The organism is Bacillus sp. CCB-MMP212 (assembly GCF_022748145.1).
GTDB lineage: Bacteria > Bacillota > Bacilli > Bacillales > Bacillaceae_G > Bacillus_A > Bacillus_A cereus.
Genome location: NZ_JALDQE010000005.1, coordinates 275294 through 300453, shown reverse-complemented (window position 1 = coordinate 300453; position 25160 = coordinate 275294). Strand labels below are relative to the sequence as shown.

Below are 25160 nucleotides of genomic sequence, written 5' to 3'. Positions count from 1 at the left end.
TTTGGAATATTGTAAGGAGGAGATTATGACAAGGTGAAAAAGCAAGAGAAGAAAAGTGGTAGAGTAGTACCTCTCCGGTTAAATATTTTATTCCTTTGTGTATTTTTATTATTTTCTGGCATTATTATTCAGTTAGGGAAAGTGCAAATTTTTGATGGAGAAACATATAAAAATGAAGTAGAGAAGAGAGAAAATGCAACCGTGGGCCTTTCTGTACCACGTGGGAAAATATTTGATCGTGAAGGAAATCCAGTAGTTGATAATAAGTCTTTACGTACGATTACATATACAAAGGTGAAAGGTGTAAAACAAGAAGAAATATTAAAATCAGCAAGACAACTTGCAGACATTATTGAAATGCCACAAGAAGATATTGATAAGTTAACTGAGACTGATAAGAAAGACTTTTGGATGCAATTAAATCCAGAACTTGCTCAAGACTTAGTATCCAAAAAAGAAATAGATAAGTTCCGAAATAAGGATATTACCGGAAAAGAGCTAGACAAAAAAATAGAAGATTTAAAAAGGAAGCGCGTTACAGATAAAAATCTTAAAGAACTAACAGCTAAAGATATAGAAGTGTTAGCTATTAAAAGTAAAATGACCTCAGGTTTTCAAATGGCACCTCAAATTATTAAAAAGGACGTTAGTGAACAGGAATATGCGGTGATTAGTGAAAATTTAGCGAACCTCCCAGGGGTAGATGCATCAGTTGATTGGGAGAGAATCTATGTAAATGATGGTCTATTCCGTTCTGTCCTTGGTAACGTTTCAAATGCTGATGAAGGATTGCCACGTGAAAGATTAGATTATTATTTAGTGCGTGATTATAGTCGAAATGATAGGGTCGGCAAAAGTTATATCGAACAGCAATACGAAGATGTACTTCATGGTACAAAAAAAGAAGTAAGAAGCATTGCTGATAAACAAGGAAATACTATTAAAACGGAAACTGTTACTGAAGGGAAAAGCGGTAAAAATTTAACTTTAACAATAGATATGGAATTGCAAAAAAAAGTAGAGGAGAGCATAGAAAAAATATTAAAACAATATAAAGGATCAGAATCAATGTTAGACCGTGCTTTCGTAGTGATGATGAATCCAAAAAATGGTCAAGTATTATCAATGGCTGGGAAAAAGCTTGTAGAAAAAGACGGGAAAATGGAAGTAGAAGATTACGCTTTAGGCACGCTGACTAGTTCTTATGAGCTTGGATCAACGGTTAAAGGTGCGACAGTGTTAACAGGGTTTGAAACAAATGCAATAACTCCTGGAACACATTTTTATGATGCACCTATGAAGTTTAAAGGAACTAAGGAGAAGAAGTCTTGGAAAAATTTTGGTGATATAGACGATCTAAGAGCGTTACAAGTATCTTCAAACGTTTATATGTTTAATATAGCATTAAAAATTGCTGGAGTGGATTATGTGAAAAATAGTTCACTAGATATTAAACAAGAATATTTTGATAAAATGAGGTATTATTTCAGGCAATTTGGATTAGGCGTACAAACTGGTATTGATTTACCAAATGAAACTGCAGGGCAAATTGGAAGAAAAGATAATCAGCCTGGTTTCTTATTAGATTATTCTATTGGACAATATGATACGTATACACCACTTCAGCTTGCACAATATATTTCGACTATCGCAAATGGAGGGTATCGAATGAAACCGCAAATTGTTCAAGAAATTAGAGAACAAACCGTTCAAAAAGATGAGGTTGGTAAAGTAGTACAATCAATAGAACCCGTTGTTTTAAATAGAATCGATATGAAACAAGAATATATTAATCAAGTAAAAGAAGGATTTAGAAAAGTATTTCAAGAAGGAGATGGAACGGGAGTAAGAGCGTTCCAAAAAGCACCATATAAACCAGCTGGTAAAACAGGGACCGCACAAACTGTATATGGTGGAGAAAATGAAATTGGGCGAAATGCGAAAGGCGATCGTAGAGAATGTTATAACTTAACATTGGCTGGATATGCGCCATATGATGATCCAGAAGTAGCATTTTCTATTGTAGTACCGTGGGTTGAAAATGATAAATCGGGCATTAACTCCGACATTGGAAAAGAAGTTTTAGATGCTTATTTTGATTTGAAAAATAAGCGATTAACTGGTGAAGCGCCAAAAACAGATAACTCTAAAGAGAATTAAAATGGACGAAACGTCTCTAGCATTAATGTGAACTAGAGGCGTTTTTATCTGGGAATAGATTGGAAATGAGGTATATATGAAGCTGTTTATTCTAAAATATTGGAGGAACATATGTAGCTACATCTTAATTATAATAGGGGTTATTTTTATTAATAAGTCATTTTTATTTTGTATGGTAGAAGGAATTTCGATGCAACCTACTTTAAATGAAAAAGATTATATACTTGTTAATAAGGTAAACGTCTGTTTATCGTCTTTTCATCATGGGGATGTTGTCATCATAAAAAAAGAAGACGAGCCTACTTACTATGTGAAACGAATTATTGGATTATCGGGGGATAATATACAATTAAAAGAGGATGAGGTATATATTAACGGTAAAAAGCGTGATGAGTCGTATATACATTTAGATATGTTACAAGTATCCAATCGTTTTTCAAATTTTAGAGAAATAAACGTTCCTACGCATAAATTATTTGTGTTAGGTGATAATCGTAATCATAGTAAAGATAGTAGGAATACACTTGGACTTATTGATGAGTCAAATATAATAGGTAAGGTAGAAATGGTATTTTATCCATTTGATCATATAAAATGGATAAAATAATTCTATTAACGATTCACATTTTATAAAATAAATCATATATTGATAGCATAGGACAAGCAGAAAAGCTTGTTCTAACCTCACAGAACACTCCTTATCACGGTTAGGCATCTACATAGGTAGATGCTTTTTTTTATGTTGATGACTGAAAATTATTTATCAACATAATGTAACAAGCACTTTAGGACTATTAGGGGACGATTATATGTACAAATAACAGTATGCTTAATTAAAACAGTGAAATATAAGGAGTGAGGAATAAGTGCTAAATATTTTAGTGGTTAATTTTCCAGCAGAGGGACATGTAAACCCTACATTAAATTTAGTAAAAGCCTTTACTGAACGAGGGGATCACGTACATTATATTACAACGACAAACTTTAAGGATAGAATTGAAGATTTAGGAGCTACTGTACATACTCATCCGGATCTATTAAAGGAAATTTCTATTGATGCTGAAACCTCATCTGGATTAAATGCTTTCTTTCATGTGCATGTTCAAACTTCTTTATATATATTGGAAATTACGAAAAAATTATGTGAAAGTATAAATTTTGATTTCGTAATTTATGATATATTTGGCGCGGGAGAGTTAGTAAAGGAGTATTTACAAGTTCCAGGTGTAGTTTCCTCACCTATATTTTTAATTCCTTCAGAGTTTTTGAAGACATTACCTTTTCATCCAAATGCAGATATACCATTCCAACCAGAGGAGATCTCTGAAAAATTACTAAATCAGATGGAACATAAATTTGGAGTAAAACCAAAGAATAATCTTCAATTTATGAATAATAAGGGTGATGTTTGTTTCGTATACACAAGTCGTTATTTCCAACCTAATAGCGAATCGTTCGGAGAAAATAACATTTTTATTGGACCGAGCATTTCAAAGCGTAAAACAAATATAAAGTTTCCACTGGAATCACTTAAAGAGAAGAAAGTTATTTACATTTCAATGGGAACACCGCTTGAAGGACTCGAACCATTCTTTAATACTTGTATTGATACTTTTTCAGATTTTGATGGGATAGTTGTAATGGCAATTGGTGATAGAAATGATATTTCAAAAATAAAGCAAGCGCCAGATAATTTTATAATTGCTCCATACGTACCTCAATCAGAAATATTAAATGAAGCAGATGTTTTTATTACACATGGTGGTATGAATAGCGTACACGATGCCATTCATTATAATGTCCCATTTGTAATAATACCGCATGATAAAGATCAGCCTATGATAGCGCAAAGATTAACTGAGCTTGAAGCGGCACATAGACTATTGAAAGAACATGTTAATGTACACACTTTAAAAGAGGCCGTAACAGATGTTCTTTCAAATGAAAAGTATAAACATGGTATAAGAAAACTTAATGATAGCTTTTTAGAATGTGGTGGTTCAAAAGAAGCAATTGCAGTTATTGAATCTCTTTTAAATAAAGTAAAAATTTAATTGGTGGGGCTTTACTGCCTGCAAATAGCAGGATAAATAGTCATAACTTTATACAAGCATAGAGGTTCTCACCTTTATGCTTGTATATTCTTATCCAGCAAATTGCACAGCAGTATTTGCATGTAAAAAAGCAGTATCAAAAACGGGAACAGTGAGATCATTTTGGGAGATGAGTAAAGGTATTTCAGTGCAGCCTAATAATATACCTTCAGCACCATTTTGAATTAATGATTTTGTAATTTGTAATAACTCTTCTTTAGATGTTTCTGAAATAATCCCTCTACTTAATTCATCTAATATGACATGGTGGATAAAAGTTCTTTCCTCGTCATTGGGGATAATTGTCTCAATGTTATATTTCGCTAATCGTGATTTATAGAAATCTTGCTCCATCGTTTGTTTTGTTCCTAATAGTCCGATACGTTTTATATTCTGTTCTACCATTTCTTTAGCACTTACATCACCAATGTGAAGAAGCGGGATAGATATTGCTTGTTCTACTTCCTCGGCAAATAGATGTACGGTATTTGAACACATTAATAAACATTCAGCCCCAGATTTTTCAACTTTCTTTGCAACTGTAACTAGTTCATTTTTCACTTCTTCATATTGATGGTTTTGTAATAAAGTAGTTACTTCACCAAAATCCATACTATATAAAACTAACTTTGCATTTTGATCGTATTGAGAGAGTGTAAGCGTATTAATATGTTTATAGTATAATGATGTAGATTCCCAACTTAATCCTCCAATCAAACCAATCACTTTCATAATGCATTCCTCCCGAAACGATTTTGAATTCATTATTTCATAATTCCGATAAGAATACAATGATTTAAATGCGCCATTTAACAAAAAATAAAAATAGTAAGAAAAGTGTTGAAATTTACACTTTTTAGTGCCATAATACGAATTACAAATTAATACTTATCCAGAGAGGTGGAGGGAACGGCCCTAAGAAACCTCAGCAACCCCTATGCAATTTTATAGGAAGGTGCTAATTCCGCAGAGGACACGTTGTGTTTTTTGAAAGATAAGAGGATTCTTGAACGTGAAAGAAAATGACCTCTTATATAAGAGGTCATTTTTTGTTGTATAGAAAGGGAGTGTAGATGCATAATTCATTTTTAAATTAAATATAGAGTAATAAAAGTTGACTAATATGAGAGGGGAATTGTAATGAACAAATTATCAACAAAGTTAGTAGTAGCAATCGGTATTGGAGCAGCATTATACGGGATATTAGGACTTTGGGGATTTTCTATTGCACCGAATACATTTATTAAACCAGCATTAGCTATATTAACTGTTTTTGGAGCATTATTTGGTCCAGTGGCAGGACTCTTAATCGGACTTATCGGTCATACTGTAACAGATACGATTGCTGGATGGGGGATTTGGTGGGGCTGGGTTATTAGTTCAGGGATTATTGGTTTTTCGATGGGTCTTATTCAAAAAAGAGTTGGTTTTAGTGTGAAAAACGGGTCGTTTAACAAGGGGCATATTTCTTATTTAGCAATTACTGGGTTAGTTGGTATTGTCATTGCTATTATATTTGCTGGGGCATTCGATATTATTGTGATGGGAGAACCATTTGACAAAATTGTTATACAAGTATTAGGAGCAACAATTTCCGATGTTATCGTTTTCTTAGTAGTTGGATTGCCACTTACAATTGGCTTGACAAAATCTAATAAGAAACATACACATTTAAAAATTGAAAAGTAGGGATGTTAACATGAAACCAATTATTTCGTTTGAACAATTCACCTTTCAATATGGGCATGCTGCGCAGCCTACTTTAAGTGATATTACCTTTCATATATACCCTGGGGAAAAAGTACTAATTGCTGGACGAAGTGGTTCAGGAAAGTCGACATTAGCTCATTGTATAAATGGGCTAATCCCATTTTCTTACGAAGGGACTAGTACAGGTAACGTTTTAATTGCCGGTAAAGACCCGAGGGAAGGAAGTATTTTTGAACAAAGTAAGCAGGTAGGAACAATTTTGCAAGATCAAGATGCTCAATTTATTGGTCTGACAGTAGAAGAAGATGTAGCTTTTTATTTAGAAAATGAATGTGTAAAGCAAGATGATATGAAAAAGATTGTTTCGGACTCATTAAGAAAGGTGAAGATGCATACGTTTCATAAACAAAGTCCACATGAATTATCAGGAGGTCAAAAGCAAACAGTTTCTCTAGCTGGTTTATTAACAACAAATGCGGATATATTATTGTTCGATGAACCGTTAGCGAACTTAGATCCACTAAGCGCCGTACATACGATAGAGCTTATGAAAGATATACATGAGCAATATAATAAAACGATTGTTATTATCGAACATAGGATAGAAGAAATTTTAAAGCTGGATTTAGACAAAGTTATATTAATTGATGAAGGTAAAGTCATTGCAATAGGAACACCAAAAGAAATCTTAGCGTCAAATATATTGCCACGTATTGGCTTAAGAGAGCCTATTTACATCGAAGCATTAAAGAGATTACATTTTGATCGTAATAATGACGTAATATATCCAATGGAAAACCTTCAAAAAGAAAAGGTAGGCAACGTTCTAAAAGAGTGGATGGAGAAACAAGTCATATTAAAAGGTAATACTAAAAACAAGGAATTACTTAAAGTGGAGAATTTATCATTTTCATACCCTAATAAACAAAAAGTATTAGAAAATGTAAACCTTTCAATATATGAAGGAGAAATTGTGGCACTGTTGGGACATAATGGAGCAGGGAAATCCACATTAGCTCATAGTCTTATAGGCATAAACAAAATGAAAAATGGGAAAATCTTGTTAGAAGGTGAAAATATTAGTTCTTGGTCTATTCGTAAACGTGGGGAAATCATATCTTACGTGATGCAAAATCCAAATCATATGATTACACAGCCTACTGTTTTTGAAGAAGTTTCATTTACATTAACATTACATAATTTTTCTAAGGAAGAAATTAAGAATAGAGTAGAAGGAACTTTAAAAATTTGTGGTTTATATCCATTTCGTAATTGGCCAATTCAAGCACTAAGCTATGGGCAAAAAAAGAGATTAACAATCGCATCTGTATTAACAACAAATCCTAAGCTTATCATATTAGATGAACCGACAGCGGGACAAGATTATTATCATTATAAACAATTTATGTCGTTTATTAAAAAACTAGCTAAGAAGGGTATTTCATTTATTTTTATTACTCACGATATGAATCTCGCACTAGAATATGCAGACCGTGCAGTAGTTCTACATAAAGGGAAAATTATTGCGGATAATACAGTGTCTAATGTATTTGGTGATCAAGAAACGTTACAAATAGCTAACTTAAGAGAGAGTTCTTTAACCAAGCTTGTTAAATTTAGTGGGATTGCATGTCCGGAAAAATTTATGGAACTTTATTTAGATAGTAATAGGAGGGAGGAAGGTGCATAGTACATATTTTCATCGTATGGATGGGGTAGTGAAATTGTTTTTATTTATTTTTTGTATGACGCTTACTTTTTTGTTTTTTGATTTTCGGGTGTTGCTAATACTATTTATTATTGGGTGTATCGGACTCAGCATTGCTAAAATTCCATTTTGTAAAATTTTAATTGTTTTTAGTGTCATATTTACATTTAGTTTATTAAACTCTGTCATGATTTTATTTATTACACCAACTCATGGATCTGAATTAACTGAATCATATACCGCGTTTTTACATATTGGATATGCAACGATTACATATGAAACATTATTTTATGCAGTTACACTTTCATTAAAGTATTTTACGTTATTACCATTTACACTTCTTTTTATTTACACGACAGATCCAAGCGAATTTGTAAGTAGCTTAAGTAAACTTGGTATTCATTATAAGATTACATATGCAGTAAATATTGCACTACGTTATATTCCTGACATCCAGTCTGAGTATAAAATTATTAAACACGCGCAAGAAGCGAGAGGAGTGGCTTTTGAAAAAGGAGAAGCAAATATATGGGTTCGTATGAAGAATCGTGTTTTAATTTTCTGGCCGCTAATCATTCTTTCTCTAGAAAGAATAGATACGATTTCAAATGCAATGGATTTAAGAGGATTTGGAAAGAAGGATAAACGTACATGGTTTTATACAAGTAAGGCGAAACGTGAAGATTTCATCGTTTTATTTGCCGGTGTTTTCATATTCATTGCTGCGGTATATTTAAAATTAAACGTATTTCAAAACTTTTGGTATCCATTTTAAAGCACTCTTTAAACGAGTGCTTTTACTTATTTTTATGTAGACATGCTCAAAAAAGGGATATATACATAATGTATAATACGAACCAGTTAAAATGATCAACTACCTATTAGTTTTCAAACCAAAAGGAGGAGAAAATATGAGTTACGGTGGTTCTTGTGGTTTTGGTGGAGGTTTCGCTTTACTAGTTGTGTTATTCATTCTATTAATAATTGTAGGATGCAGCTGCTGGGGCGGAGGATACTAATTTTTAATTAGTCTTCACAAATGTAAACTAAAAAAACATTGAAGATACTTATGTATCGAAACAAATAAAAAAGGAGCAACTATGCTCCTTTTTTATTTGTTTAAATGCGTATTCTCACTATATTTCGGGAACGTAATCGTTAAAGTCGTTCCTTTACTAACGATACTTCGGATTTTTAAACTTCCATGCATCGTCTCAATAATCTTAACAGCAACCATCGTACCTAAACCAGTTCCTTTTGTTTTTGTACTAAAATACGGTTCACCGAATCGATGTATTTGCTCCTGTGACATTCCAACTCCGCTATCTTCAATTCGTATTTCAACTTCACTATTATTGATAGATGAGGAAATATTTAAGGTACCACCATTAGGCATTGCTTCAATACTGTTTTTTATTAAGTTTAAAAAACATTGTTGAAAGTGCTGTTTATTACCAACAATGGTTGCCTCAGAAAAATCCTGTGTAATATGTATCGTATTCATATTACACAATGGCAATATCATATTAATAACTCGATTTAACTCTTGCTTTACTGAAATTTGATCTAATTTTTCTGGAGCAGGTTTGGCAAACGTTAAGTAATCATCGATAATTTCTTGGGCACGATTTAACTCTTCAAGTATATGTTTAATATATTCGTCTCTTGATTCAGGAGTTAAATTTGGTGTTTTTAAAAGCTGTGTAAATCCTTTTACAACCGTTAAAGGATTCCTTACTTCGTGCGATATACTTGCAGCGAGTTGGCTAACAATCTCCATTTTTTCCATTTTAATTAATTTTGAGCGCATTAATACAGCATCTTTTATAACTTCATTTATATAAACAATAAATAACATTAAAGTAGTCGGTAATACCATGAAATAAATAATATACAAATTATTCACTTCAAAATCTGATAAAGTTAATACAATTACAGTTGTAAATATTGCTAGGAAAAAGGTTAAAAACATGGAAAAAGCTACTTTAAGCTTTCTATTATATGTATTAAATTTTGAAGATGCGAGTGCTGTAACGATGAACATTATTCCGTAAACAACGACTGTCAGCATATTAAAGCCATAAAATATAAATCTTGTAATTAATAAAATTGTAAACAATATGATACCGACAGGAAATCCACCATAAAGCGTACCTATTATGACCGGAATTTGTCTTAAATCATGAATACAACTTTCATCCATATAGATAGGGTATCGCATACATAAAATAAGCGGGATACTAGAACAAAGGGTAATCAGTAATATTTTGTATTTTTTCAAATAATGCCTGCTATCATATATGAAATAAAAAACAAATATACTACATAAAATGTATAGAAGATTATTTAATACGTTTTGATTAATATAAACAAAGTCCATAATATTTGCCTCGTTATTCTGAATTTACTTAACATATGTATTATACATGATAACATGTGTTAGGATGTATAAACCTTGTTCATACAAGATTTATTTAGCTTTTTTTATAAAATGCAAACATTAGCTATTCAAAGATACTTTTACCAAAACTTTTTACTACTTCTTTCTGCATGTTCGGTAAAACATGGTGGGTTATGTTGCTACTATAAGAAACGTAGGTATTCTTTTCTAAACTCATCCTTTTAATTTCTAGCCACTGAACGAGATAGTCTTTTAAAGTAAGCTTAGACGGCTCCACAAAAGTCCCTTCATTTAAATCCGTAATCTTTTTCGTCACATTTTTTACTGCTTCTTTTTTGTCTTATAACCAGAAACACACTAAGTACTTATTTCCTCTTTTTCGAATATGTCCTTTCACTTAAAACACTCCTTCATTTTGTTTTGAATTATGTTGTATAAGTCTAGTTGTAATGTTGCTACTTTGAAAATTGCATAGTTGGACATATGAGCGATGGATATATTTTATCATATTTAGATTGTTATTAAGGAATAAAAAAAGAGCCATAGGGCCTCTTTTTTTGCTGTATTCATGGAAATAAAATTAAAAGCGTTATTTTATTATAAAAAAATAGGTGACTCAACAATTGTGCTAGCCGAGTCACCTAGTACTATCGAACCAAATAATGTACTTTTTCTATATGTAGTTATGGGGAGTTCTTAGAGGCTAGCCCAATAGACAGTTAAGGGACAAATAAAATCATTTTAGAGAGTTTTACATTTTATTATGTTAATGCTACAACAGCAAGAGTTAAGCCCAACGTATTTAATGTATTAGAATATGGTCCTACATTAACAGTAAGAGTACTTGTTATACCTGGAGGTGTAGTGAAAATTGCGGGGGCTGATACAGAAGTGAATCCGGCTGTATATCCTAGAGAAGTACCTGATCCAATGATTGGATTATTATTCAGATACATAGTGATACCTGCCGAATTACCTCCTGGTTGAATGATAACTTGCACTTCATAGATTGCCAAATAGGTTCTTCCACCTTCAAGTAAAACAGTTGTTGGTGGTGTGAATGAGATTGCCGTGCCATTAGAATTTACCACAGTATCTAGTGGAATCGCAGAGTTTACAGAAACTATTGATGGGGTAGTTTGAACAACATTTAAACTGTTAGCCGTGGGAGATGGACAAGAACAAGGTTTGTGAATGTTAGAGTTGTTATCATTTTGATAATTCACAAATAATCAAGCTCCTTTACTTAAGATAATTTTTTATCCTATATAAAACGTAGCTTTTTTGTATCTAAGTTATTTTTAATAAGTTTTTAAAGATAATTCGAATATTATTGGTCAGTCAACTCTTAAAAGTATTTGATACTCTGGGATTTAAAAGTGCATCTGATAAATATATATGAATGTTTTTTAAGGACATTACTGTAAGTTAGGAAACATAATAAAATCGTTATTTTAATAAAAAACGGGAAAATGAGGGGAGTAAAAGGAAAAGAACCCTTTATATAAAGGGTTTTTCTGGTGATTTAATCTATCAATTACATTCTTGGTAATATTCATCACATGAATCGTTATTATCGTTATTATCGTTACAGCATATACAAAATGTTTTTTGAACAAATAAACTAACTACACTAGTAGAACCTTCCTGCTTTGTAAGAGTAAGACTTTGAAAATCTTCAACTTGAAATATTTTTGTTTGAACAGGTTGTAATGTAGTAGTAATTGGTACGCTAGATCTTCTTGTTAGAATAGTTACTTGAACGGGTGCACTCATACTAACAACGAATAACTGAATTAATGTTTTGTTATGATTGTTTGTAAAATCCTCAAATACAGTTTGTGGAGCGGTGGTTTCAAGGAAAACTGACACAGGTATATTTCCATTTTCATTTTCTGCAGAACCAGCTATCGTATGAGTTTCAATAAAACAGTTATTTTTTTGATTGTTGGAATGTGATTGGTTTTTATAATATTTTTTACCATCTTTATAAAAGTAATCAGCCATGTGAATTTAAAGCTCCCTTCTTTTAAATATCTATATAGTCTATTTAATAAAGTGAAGTAGTGCTTGTACAACATAATAAAATCCGCTCTCGTAATTATCTAAAAATGTTATTTGGAAATTAAAGAGCGCCATTCAAGGCGCTCTCGGATAAACATTAATATTGAAAAAGAATACCACATTATATTTTATGCATGTTCTTAATAAATGTGTAGTTTTTTAGCAAAATCCTTATTTGAAAACAAGAAGCCCTAGAGTTAGGGTTCTAGGGCTTCTTATTTTGGTATTCTCACATGGTTTTTCAAAAAGAATAGAACATATTGAAGATAACATGTGAATGTTTCATAAATGTATCAAAAAAGTGAACAAAATTGCTAGTGGAGAAGAAGCAGAAATGAAGTTTCTAATACGTAAGTACGTGAAAGGTATTATTTCCAATGAATAAAATGCGCATGGGACACCTAATCATTATTTTATCGGGGGAAAAGGATATGTTATGAACTTGGTTGAATGAAAAAATGAAAATTTTACTTTTAGAGTGAAACTAAACAAAAACGCTATTTTATTAGAAAAGAAGAATGAAAATGAAGGTCCAGTTAATTCACGAACAAACATATAAAAGTCAGTATGATTTAGAAAATGCAGTAGAAAAATTCTACGATAGTCTCCCAGAAGAATTCGGAATGTTAGAGGACGAGGATATCAAGAAATTTGATCATATAAGCGGAGTATTTGAGGCGACGGCCGTAATGAAGAATGGTTTGAAATTGAAGGTAGAAATATTCTTTGCGGATTGATGCAGACGAAGATGAATCATGAGTTTGTAAAGCTTATCAAGTAGCTTAATAAAAACTTCATTTGAAAGGAAAGTGATCAAGGTGGAAGTTCAATATGATGCGCAGGGCCGAATGAAGTATCATCCCGATTACCATCCGAATCATAAGAAGCCGTATACAACGAAAGGATTAGCCTACATATATAAGTATTATGGATTCGGAAAGGTGAAGGAAATTGCTTTAGCATTAGGAAGAACGGAATTAATGATAAGGCAGCTAGTAAATACTCTCCGGAAGGAATGTTTGAAAAATATAAAACTATAGGTGAGTAATTACAATAAAAATTTCATTTTATAGAAATAAAAACCCTAGTTTCCTAGGGTAATGGTATAACAGCCAAATATATTTTATTCGTTTATATCGTAACTTAATATTACGTTAAATACATCAGGTAAATGAAACCAATTGTAGAAAATAAGAGTAGTTAACAAAAACTAACTGCTCATCTCCAAGGGGGAACAAGGAGAAAATCTAATGTCATATATAGTATTGACGTAATATTTAGTTTTATTCGTGAAGAATTACATTTAACTTAATGCATAACCAATGATTAAAGTTAGTGTTAAAAACACTGATAATAACAATGTTAGCAGAACTGTTACTATGCTTCTAAGCATTGTTATCCAATTACCTGCTTTAGAGAAGCCTTTAATACCAGCAAAAAAAGTTCCTATTGAAAAAATGAGTACAAAAAATAAAGGGTGAAAATAAACGATATTTATAAACGACGCATTCATTTCAGGTGTGCATATTTCAAGATATATAAGAAAAAAAGCAATGCAAATGAATGAAAAAATAAAAGACCATAGATTTATATTATGCTTCATAGGTTGCTCCTTTGTTATCAAAATATTTCTATTAAATTGTAATAGAAAATATAGGAAAAATATAGTGGTTATAAATTGGAATGAATTTTTAAACAAAATAAGCCTTTTGTTTAAAGAAAAACAAGCTACCACGTTACAATAATTAGAAATATTTTCTAAGGTATCCTTAAGAGGGTGGGAATAGAAAGAATATCTTCGAGAGGAAAGGAATTAATTTATATTAGGAAATTGGTTGGGTAAATTAAAATAATCTAAATGTATACAAAGATATAAACTTATTAATAGTCATGACAATGAAGATTTTAAAACTGGTAAGATGGGGATATTTAGTTATTGTAAATGTGAAAAGTGCTGGAATTGTTCTAAAGGAAGGAATATCTGAAATATAAATATAATTGAGGGGAGTGAAATAATAATGGAAACTAGTACTTTTTTAGGGCTGTTCTGGGGATGGATGACGGTTATCGTATCGGGAATACTTTTCGTCCGTCCATCTGTGCTACGTGACTTAAAAAAAATAGTGGTTGAAGACAGAGGATTTGGTATTATGTATGGTTTTCTATCGATTTTCCTAGGATTAGGTACTGTAATTCTACATAATGTATGGGTATTCAACTGGCAGGGATTCCTAACGGTTATTGCATGGCTTGCATTATTAAAGGGAATTTACATAATTGCATATCCTGAACCCTCCAAGAAAACAGACTTTGAAGTAAGGATACTATCAACACGTATAGTACTCGCTATCATTGGTGCTTTGGCTTTATGGATGCTTATAGTAATCTATATAAAATAATCTTTTTTTAATAAATAAAAGAGCCTGATATGAGAGAAAAGGCCTTTTCAAAAATTGCATATGAGGAAAATCTATGTCAATACTTAATACCAATAAATTAGAAATAATTCCAGGTATTAAGTATTGAGAAATAAAAAATATTTAACGCAACAAAGTGGTTAACTTTATGAGCTAACCCCTGTTCCACAAAAGAAAATTAGGCCCTACAAGTAATAGATGTGTAATTTAAAGTTACAGTTATAGTGTAAGCGAGATTGAAAATGTTATACGAAAGTAATTTTGTTTAAAAGTTTTATTTTGTCATAAATAAAAGAGCATTTAGCCCAGCCTAACTGCTCGATACAGAGGTAATAGTCTAGCTACATAGATATTATATGCTGAGTTATTGATTTTATTTGTGTAAAACACAAAAGAGCAGCTAACAAAACCTAGCCGCTCTAAACAGTGATGTGTCTCTAGATGTAGTTGTAGTATAAACAGAACATTGAGTTTTATTCATGGGGAGATAGAAATGGGCTTGAAAATAGAATATAGTCCGGCTAGAAAACTAGAGGACACCAATTTTTAGAACTGCGATAAAATTGTTTTAAGAAATGGTGGTCTCTTTATTTTGAAAGGGGATTTAGGAAATGAAGGTATTAGAATAGAAATGGTTAATAAACGCATAGATTGATAAAAAGTAAAGGGCAAATCCCTTATGAGAATAAGGAATATTATCATTTTTGTTACTATTTTCTTCTATCTTTATATATAATTAATTTGTATTATATATATAAATTAGGAGGGAATTTATGACTACAAATAAGGACTACATTCGTTATATCCGGGGAAAAGTAGGACATGATTTAATATTTCTTAATTTTGCTGGAGGTATTGTTTATAACGAACGAAATGAAATTCTTTTACAAAAACGGGGAGATAGAAATGAATGGGGTCTTCCAGGTGGTGCTATGGAACTTGGAGAATCTCTTGAAGAAACCGCTAAACGAGAAATATTTGAGGAGACAGGATTAAATGTTGAAGTTGAACATCTTATAGGTGTCTATTCTAAATATTCTGGTGAGTTTCCGAACGGAGATAAAGCTCAGACTATCACTCATTGTTTTCAATGTAAGCCAATTGGTGGAGAACTTACTGTAGATGGTATTGAGACTTTGGATTTAAAATACTTCCCAATAGACCAAATACCAAAATTATTCACAAAACTACACGAAGATGCCTTAGAAGATTGGCTTTCCAAAAGAAAAGGTGTATTTAGATAAAAAACTTTCAAATTAATTATCCATAATCTTTAACTAACAGGTGCTTTAATTGAGCAAGAAAATAAAAACCTTTAACTTCCGCTAAAGATAATTATGTTAATGATCTAGTGATGGCAGTTCTCGTAAGGACAAGAAGAGGAACGTATATAAATAGAGTTGTAGAAATAGAAAGAGTGGATTCCTTGTGAGAGAGTAGGGATCCACTTTTTTCTTGCCACTGATAAAGAGACACTATATCTGACTTACATAAATATCCTATTTATTCAAATTTGTCCTTTCTAATGGTACAATTAGATTCATAGAGGGATATTATGGTAAGTTTTTATGTAACACTGTTTCTTATATTTGGTACTGCGATATTTTTATTTTTCTTGTCTGGTTCATCAAAAATTAAGGCTAAAAATCTATCATTGATAATGATCTGTTTAGGGATAAATCTACTCACAAGTCCAATGGCTTTATTTATAGGTGTGATGGCAACAGACTCTCCATATAGCACTACGCTTGATTTTTTTGGAGGATGTCTCTTTATTCAGGGAATACCGCTCCTCCTCCTACTTGCAGCTTTTTTGAAGTTTGCAATAGCAAAGAAAACAAAACAAGTATAGTATAAACTCTATATTTCTTTTAATAATTTAAGGTTATATATTTTCTGCGTTAGCTGCTTTTAACCACGCTTCGTAGAATTCTGTAACTGATGCATACCGTTCTGCGCGATCTTTATTTACAGCACGATACGCTACCTCATATAATTCCTTACTTGCTTCCCATTTTATAAAGGAACGATCTTTTTCACCGCCTAAAAGTGAGAAAGCCATTGCTCCCATATTAAATACATTTGTTCTTTCATCAATTATAGCGTTTAGTTCAAATTCCTCTGGTGACATAAAACGGGAGGAACCCCATAGCCGGCCCATTTTATTTATGTAAGGTTTCTTACTGTATAAATCTATATCACAAATTTTTGTTTCGTTTGTATTAAAATTATATAAAATACTACCGTCATAAAAATCTATTGCTACATAGTTTTTCTTTTCTACATAAGTATGGAAAGAAAAAAGGGAATGTAAGGAATGAATTCGTTCTATAGCAGATAAATGTCTAAATTTATAAAATGGAGAGTTTGGATTTTTATATTTCTCAGGAGGTGGGAAACTCCAATGCGAATGAAGACATTCACCATCAAACCAATCGAAAATTAATACATATCCAGATTGGACTGGAAAATGATCAATTAGTCTTATGAGCGATTCATGCTTTAAATCTTCATAGATAGTAACTGAATTTCCACGGAATTATCTTTCATAGATTACCTCACATTTAATATAATTATGTTGTACATTCCACTATTCGACATATTTTATGGAAATCCTATGCTAATAATATAAAATTTTATAAATATAATGATAAACACTTATAAAGAGGTGAATACAATGGATCAACAAATTGTTATTAAAGCATATCAAAAAGACTGGGTTGAAGAGTATATAAAAGAAAAAGAGAAATTCTGTTCCTTGTTAGGACAAGAAATAATTGCTGTTGAACATATAGGAAGCACAGCAGTAGAAGGATTAGGAGCTAAACCTCTTATTGATATGATGATTGGCGTAACAGACTTACAAATTACTGAAAACTGGATTGAAGTTCTATCGGAAATTGGATATGAATATGTTCCAAAAGATACAACCAATTGGCGTTTTTTTAGAAAGGGAAAATGGAGAGCGGGTACTCATCATTTGCATATTTATATTTATAATAGTGATGAGTGGAGAAACAATATTTTATTTCGTGACTTTCTAATAAGGCATGAATGGGCACGTAAAGAATATAGAGAATTAAAAGAGATGCTTGCTATTACATATGCTTTTGATCGTGTCTCATATACAAAGGCGAAAGCGCCGTTTATTCGAAAAATATTAGAATTGGCTAGAACTCAATGAATTTATAGATTCCTATCTAACTAGTTTTGAAACCTCTTCCTATACTTTTTATAGGGAGGGGATTTTTTTCATGTCAAAATATATAATTTCTAATTATTGGAGGCAAACTATTTTATTTATTTTGATATTTCTAGTACATTGGAAATATTAAGGGGGAATTAAGCAATGAAAGCTATTGTACATCAATATGAAAAAGGATTAGAGGGGTTAGAATATAAATTTCTACCTGAGATAAGTCCTAATGCAGGTGAAGTAAAAGTCAAGTTAAAAGCTGCAGGATTAAATCATAGGGATTTATTTATTATAAATAATAGAAAAGAAATGGATCTACCATTAGTAATAGGGTCAGATGGATCAGGAATTGTTACAGAAATAGGAGAAGGAGTTTCAAATATTACACTACATACAGAAGTTATTATTAATCCTAGTATTGGATGGGAACATGCTACTGAAGTACCGGAGTTACCGGAAGTGCTAGGTGGACCAAAAGATGGAACGTTTGCTGAATATGTAATTGTACCAGCTGAAAATGTAGTAGAAAAGCCGTCATATCTTACTTGGGAAGAATCAGGTGTTTTATCTTTATCCGCATTAACTGCATATAGAGCGCTTTTTACAAAGGGTAGATTGAAGTGCGGTGAACATGTTTTAATTCCGGGAATAGGAGGTGGTGTAGCTACATTTGCCATGTTATTCGCGAAAGCAATCGGCGCAAAAGTGAGTGTTACTTCAAGGGTAGAGAATAAAAGAGAACTTGCTGAAAAATATGGTGCAGATATTTCTTTTAATAGTACCGGAAATTGGGAAGAGAGCTTACAAGGTGAAAAAGTAGATTTAATAATAGATAGTATAGGCCCGGCAACTTTCTTGAAATATTTTGATGTATTAAAACCAAATGGAAGAATCGTGAATTTTGGTGCAAGCTCAGGAGATACAATTGAATTACCATTACGCGCATTATTTTATAATCAAATTGATATTATGGGAACATCCATGGGTAGCCGTGAGGAATTTAATGAGATGATAAAGTTTATTGAAAAATATCAAATTAAACCAATTATTGATAAGGTTTACTCGTTAGAAGAAGCAATTAGTGCACTAAGCCGTATGGAACATGGGGAACAATTCGGAAATATTGTACTTCAAATGAATTAAAAAATATGATTTTGCAATTAGTATATTTAAATGAATATGTTATGTATTTCAAACATGAAAAAAATACGAACCGCCTTATTATAAAGGCTTACCGGCTTTATACATAAATAGCGTATAAAATTTGTTTTATAATTGTCACATGAGTAATAGTAAAATGAGAATTAGATGAAAAAAGTTTAAGCCTATTTTCATAATGGTATTGTATACTGTGTAAATCAAGAACACTTGTATGTAAGGAGAGAGTTTAATGAATTACACAGTATTTCAGTGGTTTAATAATTTTGCTGATTCATCCAAACTATTAGATACGTTAATGATTGCTATTACAAATAGCGCTGCATACGTAGCCGTTCTATTTATGTTTATCTTATGGTTTAATAATGGAAAGAAAGAAAAGGCAATTAGAAAACAATATACAGTTTTATATACGACGCTTTCGGTTATTATTGCATTATTAGTAAATGTTCTTATACACGCGGTATATTACCATCCGCGTCCGTTCGTATCACATGATGTACATCAATTAGTACCACATGCAGCAGATTCATCATTCGTTAGTGATCATTCTGTACTTGTATTTTCAATCGCCTTCGTATTTATTCTTAGAGGAGAAAAACTGAAATATATCGCGCTATTATGGGCAGTACTAGTCGGTATATCACGTATGTACGTAGGTGTTCATTATCCTTTAGATATACTTGGTGCAGCATTCTTAACACTTATTACGAGTGCTTTAGTAATGCAAAGTACACGTATGTTTGAACCAATAGCGAAACTTGTATTCAAAATGTATGCATTAGTAGCGAGACGAATTCCTTTCTTAGCGAAATATAACCATATCGCATAATTTTCCTATAAAAAGTTCCCCTTTGGACATCCAGAGGGGAATTTTTTTATAGGAAATACGAAAAGAGTTTAGAGTGCTCTGTAATCAAGTTGTACTAATTAATATTCTGAAATTTCACGCACCGTATTTTTAATATATAAAATAATAACACAAAATAACAATAGTCAGTTTCGCATTGTTTTAAAGGAATTAAAAAGAAAACTTCGAAACATATAGTATTGCAAACAAAAACTACAAATTTAAAAACGGATCTTCGTACGAATCCATTCCAAAAGAGAGGAGATAAGTATGCAAAAACTCCAAACGAATAAAGGCGCTCGATATATGATGATTGCTTTTATTGTTTTGTTTCTTATTATGATTTTGCGTATATTCTACATTCAGGCAGTAGGAGTCGTGCATAATGTGAATGTAAAGGATCTCGCGAATGAACAACATAATAAAAAAGGTGTTTTAGAAGCGAATCGTGGCACTATCTATGATCAAACCGGAAAGGTGTTAGTACAAGATTCTACAACGTATCGAGTTGTTGTGAATTTAAAAGGAAAAGATAAAGTGAAAAATAAAGATGAAACCGCACAACAATTAGCCGATGCGCTTGGAATTGATAAAGAAGAAGTATTAAAAAACTTTCATGAAGGGCGTACACAAGTTGAAATTGGAAAAATTGGTCGGAATTTATCTAGGGAAACGAAAGAAAAAATTAATAATTTAAAAATACCAGGTGTATCTTTTATGTCGGAAAAAGCAAGAGTGTATCCGAATGAAGACTTTGCATCCTATATACTTGGTTTTGCTAGACCAGATGATAAAGGGAATACGGAAGGGAAGTTTGGGCTTGAAAAGAGTTTGGATAAATATTTGCGCTCTACAAACGGAAATATAGAATATGTGGGTACACGAAGGGGAATTCCGCTTACAAATGATATAGGTAAAGTAGAACCAGCTAAAAATGGGAATAACGTATATTTAACGCTTGATAAACAAATTAATAGTTTTTTAGAAGAAGCGATGAACAAAGCGCAAGAACATTATGATCCTTCTATGTTAATTGGCATTATTGCTGATCCAAAAACAGGAAAGGTTTTAGCGATGTCTAGTAAACCTAGTTACAATCCTAATGTAGGTGATATCGAATACTTTTTAAATGACCCGATTGCAAATGCATATGAACCAGGTTCAACAATGAAAGTTTTTACATTAGCAGCTGCCATTAATGAAGGTGTATATAACGGAAAAGAATATTTTCAATCTGGAAAATATTCCGTTGGTTCATCTGATATAAAAGACCATAATGGTGGATTTGGATGGGGATCAATTACATTTGATGAAGGATTTGAAAGGTCATCAAACGTAGCTTTTTCTATTTTAGAAGATCAGTTACTGAAACCAAATAAATTTAAGCAATATATGAATAAATTTGGATTCAATCAAAAAACAGGGATAGATTTACCTGGAGAAAGGAAAAATACTTTATTATTAAATACACAAATTCAACAGGTTACAACTTCTTTCGGTCAAGGTTCTACAGTAACTCCGATTCAATTAATCCAAGCGGCTACTGCTATAGCAAATGACGGGAAAATGATGCAACCATATATCGTTGATAAAGTTGTAAATCCAACAAACAAAGAAGTTATTATGGAAAATCAACCGAAAGAAATTGGGAATCCGATAAAAAAAGAAACAGCGGACAAGGTTAGAAGCTTAATGGAGCGTGTTATAACATCTTCAAAAGGAACTGGTACAATGTATAAAGTGGATGGTTATCCAATTGGAGGTAAGACAGGAACAGCACAAATCCCGAATCCTGAAAATGGCCGATATATGGAAGGGAAAGAGAATTACATTTTCTCCTTTTTAGGAATGGCTCCAATTGACGATCCGGAGTTAATCGTATACTTAGCTATTAAGCAGCCAAAGTTAAAAGGAGATGAGTATGGAGCTCAGCCTCTTGCTGAAATATTTAAACCTGTTATAAAAAACAGCCTTGAATATTTAAAGGTGAAACCGTATACAGAAAAACAAATAGCTGATGCAGCGAAACAATCTCAATTAAAAGTACAAAATTATGTAAATCAATCGATGGATACAATAGAGAAAAGTGTAGAAAAAGAGAAGCTACAGCCGGTAATTTTAGGAGAAGGAAAAATAATAAAACAATATCCACAGTCTGGCGAGGTAATAAGTGAAGGTGATCGGATATTTTTATTAGGGAATAACGCACAAATGCCAAATGTAAAAGGGTGGTCCATGCGTGATGTTATGTATTTCTCTAAACTTTTGAAATTAGATTTGAAAACTTCTGGTACGGGTTATGTAACGAGTCAAAGTATTGAAAAAGGACAAGATTTAAAAGAAGGAGATACACTAGAACTAGAATTAGAACCGCCGTTACAACCGTTAACAGAGGCGAATACGAATTAATCCAGGCATTTGGAAGGAGCTATATGCAAATAGCTCTTTCTTTAGAGTTGCGAGTAATTTCACGCACCGTAATTTTTAGAAAAAATAATAAATAAAAGAACTAACAGTGACACGTTGTTAAATATCTGATTATTGTTTATTTACAGTTAAATTTATATGTGATAATATGGAAAAAATAAATGCAGTGAAGAGAAGAGTAAATAAAATGAATTTTTCACAGAGAGCTCCATGTAGCTGAAAAGGAGTAAAAATTCTTTATTGAACCAAGCCTCTGAGCAGCACATCGGAACCTATTATTAGGGGATGGTGTGACGGGAGCTCCCGTTATAGAGCTATGGTATAAGCATGAATTAGAATGCAGTACCTGATAAGGTTAGTATGGTGACATATTAACAAACTAGGGTGGCACCGCGATGATAAATCTCGTCCCTAAGATTAAAAGTCTTGGGGGTGGGATTTTTTTATTGTTGTAAAACAATTTTGAAAGCGGGGGCCAAAAATGAAAAATTTTCTTAAAGATTGGAAATATCCTTTATTACTACTGTCCGGTGTTGGTATTGCGAATTTAGGGGCATGGATTTACTTAATAGCACTGAATGTACTTGTCTATCATATGGGTGGCTTAGCCTTAGCTGTCGCTACTTTATATGTAATAAAACCATTAGCCACTTTATTTACAAACGCTTGGTCTGGGAGTATGATTGATCGTTTAAATAAACGGAAATTAATGATTCACCTCGATATATATCGTGCGTTATTTATCGCTATTTTACCTTTACTTCCGTCACTTTGGATTGTTTATGTATTCGTATTCTTTATAAGTATGGCCAGTGCAATTTATGAGCCAACTGCTATGACGTATATGACGAAATTAATTCCAGTAGAGCAAAGACAACGTTTCAACTCATTACGTACTTTAATAGGATCTGGTGCATCATTAATTGGACCAGCAGTAGCGGGGGGATTATTAATTGCAGGTACACCAGAGTTTGCTATATATATGAATGCTATAGCATTTCTCTTATCAGGATTCATTACATTACTTTTACCTAATCTTGATAAGAAAGAAGCTTCGGATACAACAAGTAATACATTATCTCTTACAGTATTAAAAAAAGATTGGAACACTGTTATAAATTTTAGTAGAAAACATGTGTATGTCGTATGTGTGTATTTCTTATTTCAAAGTATGTTCGTATTAGCAACTGCTACTGATTCACTTGAACTATCGTTTGCGAAAGAGGTATTACTACTAACAGATAGTGAATATGGTTTTCTAGTTAGTATAGCTGGTGCAGGATTTATTTTAGGTGCCATAACAAATACAATTTTGTCAAAGAAATTAGCACATTCATTTCTAATTGGAATAGGATCATTATTCATCGCAATTGGTTATTTAATTTATGCTTTTTCAAATATATTTTTAATAGCTGCTATTGGATTCTTTATTTTATCTTTCTCTATGGCATATGCAAATACAGGATTTTATACGTTTTACCAAAATAACGTTCCCGTTCATATAATGGGACGGATCGGAAGTATATATGGACTTGTTATTGCGTTAGTAACAATCTTTATTACAATATTATCTGGTGTTGCGACTCAGTTCATTTCTATACAACTTGTAGTTATTGTAGGCTCATTGATCATGTTATTTATTACTATCGTCTTGTGTGTGTTTACTTTATTCCCATCACAATCTAAGTTGTATTCTACTGAATCAATAAAGTGAAACTTTAATCAGGGGGCATCCCCCACTGATTATCAGCCCTCACCAATCGGGCTTTTACGGGCAGCGGGGTCCCCACTTAACTTCTTTGCTTTCGCTGAATTTTGAGATGAGGGTCCTACTGCCCACAAATAGCGGAATACATTCGAAATGAACTTTGTGTTCTCATTAACAATTTATCGTATTTAATAAGGGGAAAGAACAATACCGAAAGATAAGGGTGGTTGTTGTGATAAAAACAAAAGATGAAATTAATAAAATTGTAAAAGAAATACAAAAGAAAATAGATTTCTCTGGGGTAGTTTTAGTAAAAAAAGAAAAAGACATAATCTATGAAAAAGCAATGGGTTACGCAAACAAAAGTGAATGTATAAACAATACGATACAAACAAGATTCGGCATTGCCTCAGGATGTAAAATTTTTACTGCAATTGGAATCTGTCAACTTGTTGAAAAAGGTGTTATTTCTTTTCATACAAAATTAAAGGATTGTCTAGAGATAAAACTTCCAAACTTCGATGAAGATATTACAATACATCAACTACTAACGCATAGCTCTGGTATACCAGATTATTTTGATGAAAGTATTATGGATAACTTCGAGGATCTTTGGAAACAAACACCTATGTATCTATTAAAGAGCTTAAAAGACTTTTTACCATTATTCCAAAACAGTAATATGATGTTTGCACCTGGGAGTAAGTTTCACTACAACAACGCAGGTTTTATCATACTTGGATTAATAATAGAAGAACAGACGGGACTTAAATTTACGGAGTATATAGAAACAAACATTTTTAATTCGATTGGCATGAATGATTCTGGCTATTTTTCGTTAGATAAATTACCAAGACATACAGCTCTAGGGTATATAAAGGACGAAACCAACCAAAATTGGAGAACAAACGCTTACGCTATACCAATAAAAGGAGGGGCTGATGGAGGTGCATATGTTACTGCACCAGACATGTTGAAATTTTGGGCGGCACTATTTAATAATGAAATTTTAGGAAAGGAATATACAAAGTTACTTTTAACTCCCCACATTCATGTAAATGATAAACAGTCTTACGGATATGGAATATGGATTGAAACACGAGAAAACAAGGTATTTAAATATCATGTAATGGGATATGATCCAGGCGTCAGTTTTCGCTCGGCCATATATCCAGAATTAGGAATCACTTTAGTTATTCCATCGAATAAAGGGGCAGGACCTGAAAAATTAATGACAGAAATAGAAAGAGCTTTTTAATTATATGGAT

21 protein-coding genes, 4 pseudogenes, 1 riboswitch and 1 other annotated feature are annotated in these 25160 nt (G+C 32.2%); of the genes and pseudogenes, 18 read left to right on the top strand and 7 right to left on the bottom strand.

The features are described from left to right. Window positions 1-33 precede the first annotated feature (33 nt). The 3 genes from MRP26_RS16265 to MRP26_RS16255 all read left to right on the top strand — a co-directional run bounded on the left by MRP26_RS16265 (window position 34) and on the right by MRP26_RS16255 (window position 4214). Complete coding sequence (locus MRP26_RS16265) at window positions 34-2160, top strand: peptidoglycan D,D-transpeptidase FtsI family protein (RefSeq protein WP_069355660.1); 2127 nt, start codon at window positions 34-36, stop codon at window positions 2158-2160. A gap of 76 nt (window positions 2161-2236) precedes the next feature. After that, window positions 2237-2767, top strand: a complete 531-nt coding sequence (gene lepB / locus MRP26_RS16260) for a signal peptidase I (RefSeq protein ID WP_071730400.1) — start codon at window positions 2237-2239, stop codon at window positions 2765-2767. A 259-nt stretch (window positions 2768-3026) separates the two neighbouring features. After that, window positions 3027-4214 (top strand): macrolide family glycosyltransferase, encoded by a 1188-nt coding sequence (locus MRP26_RS16255; RefSeq protein WP_242806328.1) that lies wholly within the window; start codon window positions 3027-3029, stop codon window positions 4212-4214. Window positions 4215-4304: 90 nt separating this feature from the next. On the opposite strand, the gene MRP26_RS16250 is transcribed toward MRP26_RS16255, so the two are convergent. Then, window positions 4305-4985 (bottom strand): aspartate/glutamate racemase family protein, encoded by a 681-nt coding sequence (locus MRP26_RS16250; protein ID WP_053564339.1) that lies wholly within the window; start codon window positions 4983-4985, stop codon window positions 4305-4307. Window positions 4986-5138: 153 nt separating this feature from the next. After that, a riboswitch (SAM riboswitch) is annotated at window positions 5139-5254 on the top strand. Between the two features lie 139 nt (window positions 5255-5393). Here MRP26_RS16250 and MRP26_RS16245 point away from each other — a divergent pair. The 4 genes from MRP26_RS16245 (at window position 5394) to MRP26_RS16230 (ending at window position 8690) form a co-directional block, all read left to right on the top strand. Then, entirely contained in the window at window positions 5394-5942 is a 549-nt protein-coding gene (locus tag MRP26_RS16245; RefSeq protein ID WP_095690805.1) for an ECF-type riboflavin transporter substrate-binding protein, read from the top strand. Window positions 5943-5952: 10 nt separating this feature from the next. Then, on the top strand, window positions 5953-7653 hold the full coding sequence (locus MRP26_RS16240) for an ABC transporter ATP-binding protein (RefSeq protein ID WP_242806326.1): 1701 nt from the start codon (window positions 5953-5955) through the stop codon (window positions 7651-7653). Further along, window positions 7646-8446, top strand: coding sequence for an energy-coupling factor transporter transmembrane component T family protein (locus MRP26_RS16235; RefSeq protein WP_242806324.1), 801 nt, complete (start codon window positions 7646-7648; stop codon window positions 8444-8446). The genes MRP26_RS16240 and MRP26_RS16235 overlap by 8 nt, the downstream gene beginning before the upstream one ends. Before the next feature lie 136 nt (window positions 8447-8582). Next, window positions 8583-8690 (top strand): YjcZ family sporulation protein, encoded by a 108-nt coding sequence (locus tag MRP26_RS16230; protein ID WP_000120182.1) that lies wholly within the window; start codon window positions 8583-8585, stop codon window positions 8688-8690. A 92-nt stretch (window positions 8691-8782) separates the two neighbouring features. Here the strand turns inward: MRP26_RS16230 and MRP26_RS16225 are convergent, their stop codons facing one another. From MRP26_RS16225 to MRP26_RS16210, 4 genes and pseudogenes are all read right to left on the bottom strand, one after another. Next, window positions 8783-10051: a sensor histidine kinase gene (locus MRP26_RS16225; protein ID WP_098679919.1), complete on the bottom strand. Its 1269-nt coding sequence runs from the start codon at window positions 10049-10051 to the stop codon at window positions 8783-8785. A gap of 169 nt (window positions 10052-10220) precedes the next feature. Further along, a pseudogene (locus MRP26_RS30915) lies at window positions 10221-10469 on the bottom strand (tyrosine-type recombinase/integrase); the annotation flags it as partial. A gap of 364 nt (window positions 10470-10833) precedes the next feature. Continuing rightward, window positions 10834-11298, bottom strand: a complete 465-nt coding sequence (locus tag MRP26_RS16215; RefSeq protein ID WP_001109242.1) for a hypothetical protein — start codon at window positions 11296-11298, stop codon at window positions 10834-10836. A 307-nt stretch (window positions 11299-11605) separates the two neighbouring features. Next, complete coding sequence (locus MRP26_RS16210; RefSeq protein WP_242806323.1) at window positions 11606-12079, bottom strand: exosporium protein D; 474 nt, start codon at window positions 12077-12079, stop codon at window positions 11606-11608. 581 nt (window positions 12080-12660) lie between these two features. On the opposite strand from MRP26_RS16210, the pseudogene MRP26_RS16205 reads away from it, so the two are divergent. Together MRP26_RS16205 and MRP26_RS16200 are read left to right on the top strand one after the other, a co-directional pair. After that, window positions 12661-12895: pseudogene (locus tag MRP26_RS16205) on the top strand (hypothetical protein). A 59-nt stretch (window positions 12896-12954) separates the two neighbouring features. Next, window positions 12955-13184, top strand: a pseudogene (locus MRP26_RS16200) (DNA-entry nuclease). Between the two features lie 255 nt (window positions 13185-13439). On the opposite strand, the gene MRP26_RS16195 reads toward MRP26_RS16200, so the two are convergent. Further along, complete coding sequence (locus MRP26_RS16195; protein ID WP_053564331.1) at window positions 13440-13739, bottom strand: hypothetical protein; 300 nt, start codon at window positions 13737-13739, stop codon at window positions 13440-13442. A gap of 415 nt (window positions 13740-14154) precedes the next feature. Here MRP26_RS16195 and MRP26_RS16190 point away from each other — a divergent pair, with 415 nt between their 5' ends. The 3 genes from MRP26_RS16190 (at window position 14155) to MRP26_RS16180 (ending at window position 16405) form a co-directional block, all read left to right on the top strand. Continuing rightward, window positions 14155-14535, top strand: coding sequence for a hypothetical protein (locus MRP26_RS16190; protein WP_197242501.1), 381 nt, complete (start codon window positions 14155-14157; stop codon window positions 14533-14535). Between the two features lie 791 nt (window positions 14536-15326). Beyond that, window positions 15327-15797 carry an NUDIX hydrolase gene (locus MRP26_RS16185; RefSeq protein WP_000210489.1) on the top strand — a complete coding sequence of 157 codons (471 nt, stop codon included), beginning with the start codon at window positions 15327-15329 and terminating at the stop codon, window positions 15795-15797. Window positions 15798-16108: 311 nt separating this feature from the next. After that, window positions 16109-16405, top strand: coding sequence for a hypothetical protein (locus tag MRP26_RS16180; protein ID WP_000253417.1), 297 nt, complete (start codon window positions 16109-16111; stop codon window positions 16403-16405). A gap of 33 nt (window positions 16406-16438) precedes the next feature. On the opposite strand, the pseudogene MRP26_RS16175 reads toward MRP26_RS16180, so the two are convergent. Beyond that, window positions 16439-17083 (bottom strand): annotated as a pseudogene (locus MRP26_RS16175) (protein kinase domain-containing protein); the annotation flags it as partial. 147 nt (window positions 17084-17230) lie between these two features. On the opposite strand from MRP26_RS16175, the gene MRP26_RS16170 reads away from it, so the two are divergent. The 6 genes from MRP26_RS16170 to MRP26_RS16145 all read left to right on the top strand — a co-directional run bounded on the left by MRP26_RS16170 (window position 17231) and on the right by MRP26_RS16145 (window position 25150). Continuing rightward, the gene (locus MRP26_RS16170; RefSeq protein ID WP_053564328.1) at window positions 17231-17737 is read left to right on the top strand and encodes a GrpB family protein; all 507 of its coding nucleotides are present in this window, start codon (window positions 17231-17233) and stop codon (window positions 17735-17737) included. A gap of 165 nt (window positions 17738-17902) precedes the next feature. Next, window positions 17903-18892, top strand: coding sequence for a zinc-binding dehydrogenase (locus MRP26_RS16165; protein WP_053564327.1), 990 nt, complete (start codon window positions 17903-17905; stop codon window positions 18890-18892). Window positions 18893-19139: 247 nt separating this feature from the next. Then, window positions 19140-19739, top strand: coding sequence for an undecaprenyl-diphosphatase (locus MRP26_RS16160; protein ID WP_001110124.1), 600 nt, complete (start codon window positions 19140-19142; stop codon window positions 19737-19739). Between the two features lie 288 nt (window positions 19740-20027). After that, window positions 20028-22166 carry a penicillin-binding protein gene (locus tag MRP26_RS16155; RefSeq protein ID WP_088021930.1) on the top strand — a complete coding sequence of 713 codons (2139 nt, stop codon included), beginning with the start codon at window positions 20028-20030 and terminating at the stop codon, window positions 22164-22166. Window positions 22167-22341: 175 nt separating this feature from the next. After that, window positions 22342-22600: a binding site (T-box leader), on the top strand. 65 nt (window positions 22601-22665) lie between these two features. Then, entirely contained in the window at window positions 22666-23898 is a 1233-nt protein-coding gene (locus MRP26_RS16150) for an MFS transporter (protein WP_053564325.1), read from the top strand. Between the two features lie 226 nt (window positions 23899-24124). Further along, entirely contained in the window at window positions 24125-25150 is a 1026-nt protein-coding gene (locus MRP26_RS16145) for a serine hydrolase domain-containing protein (RefSeq protein ID WP_053564324.1), read from the top strand. The last annotated feature ends 10 nt before the right edge of the window (window positions 25151-25160 follow it).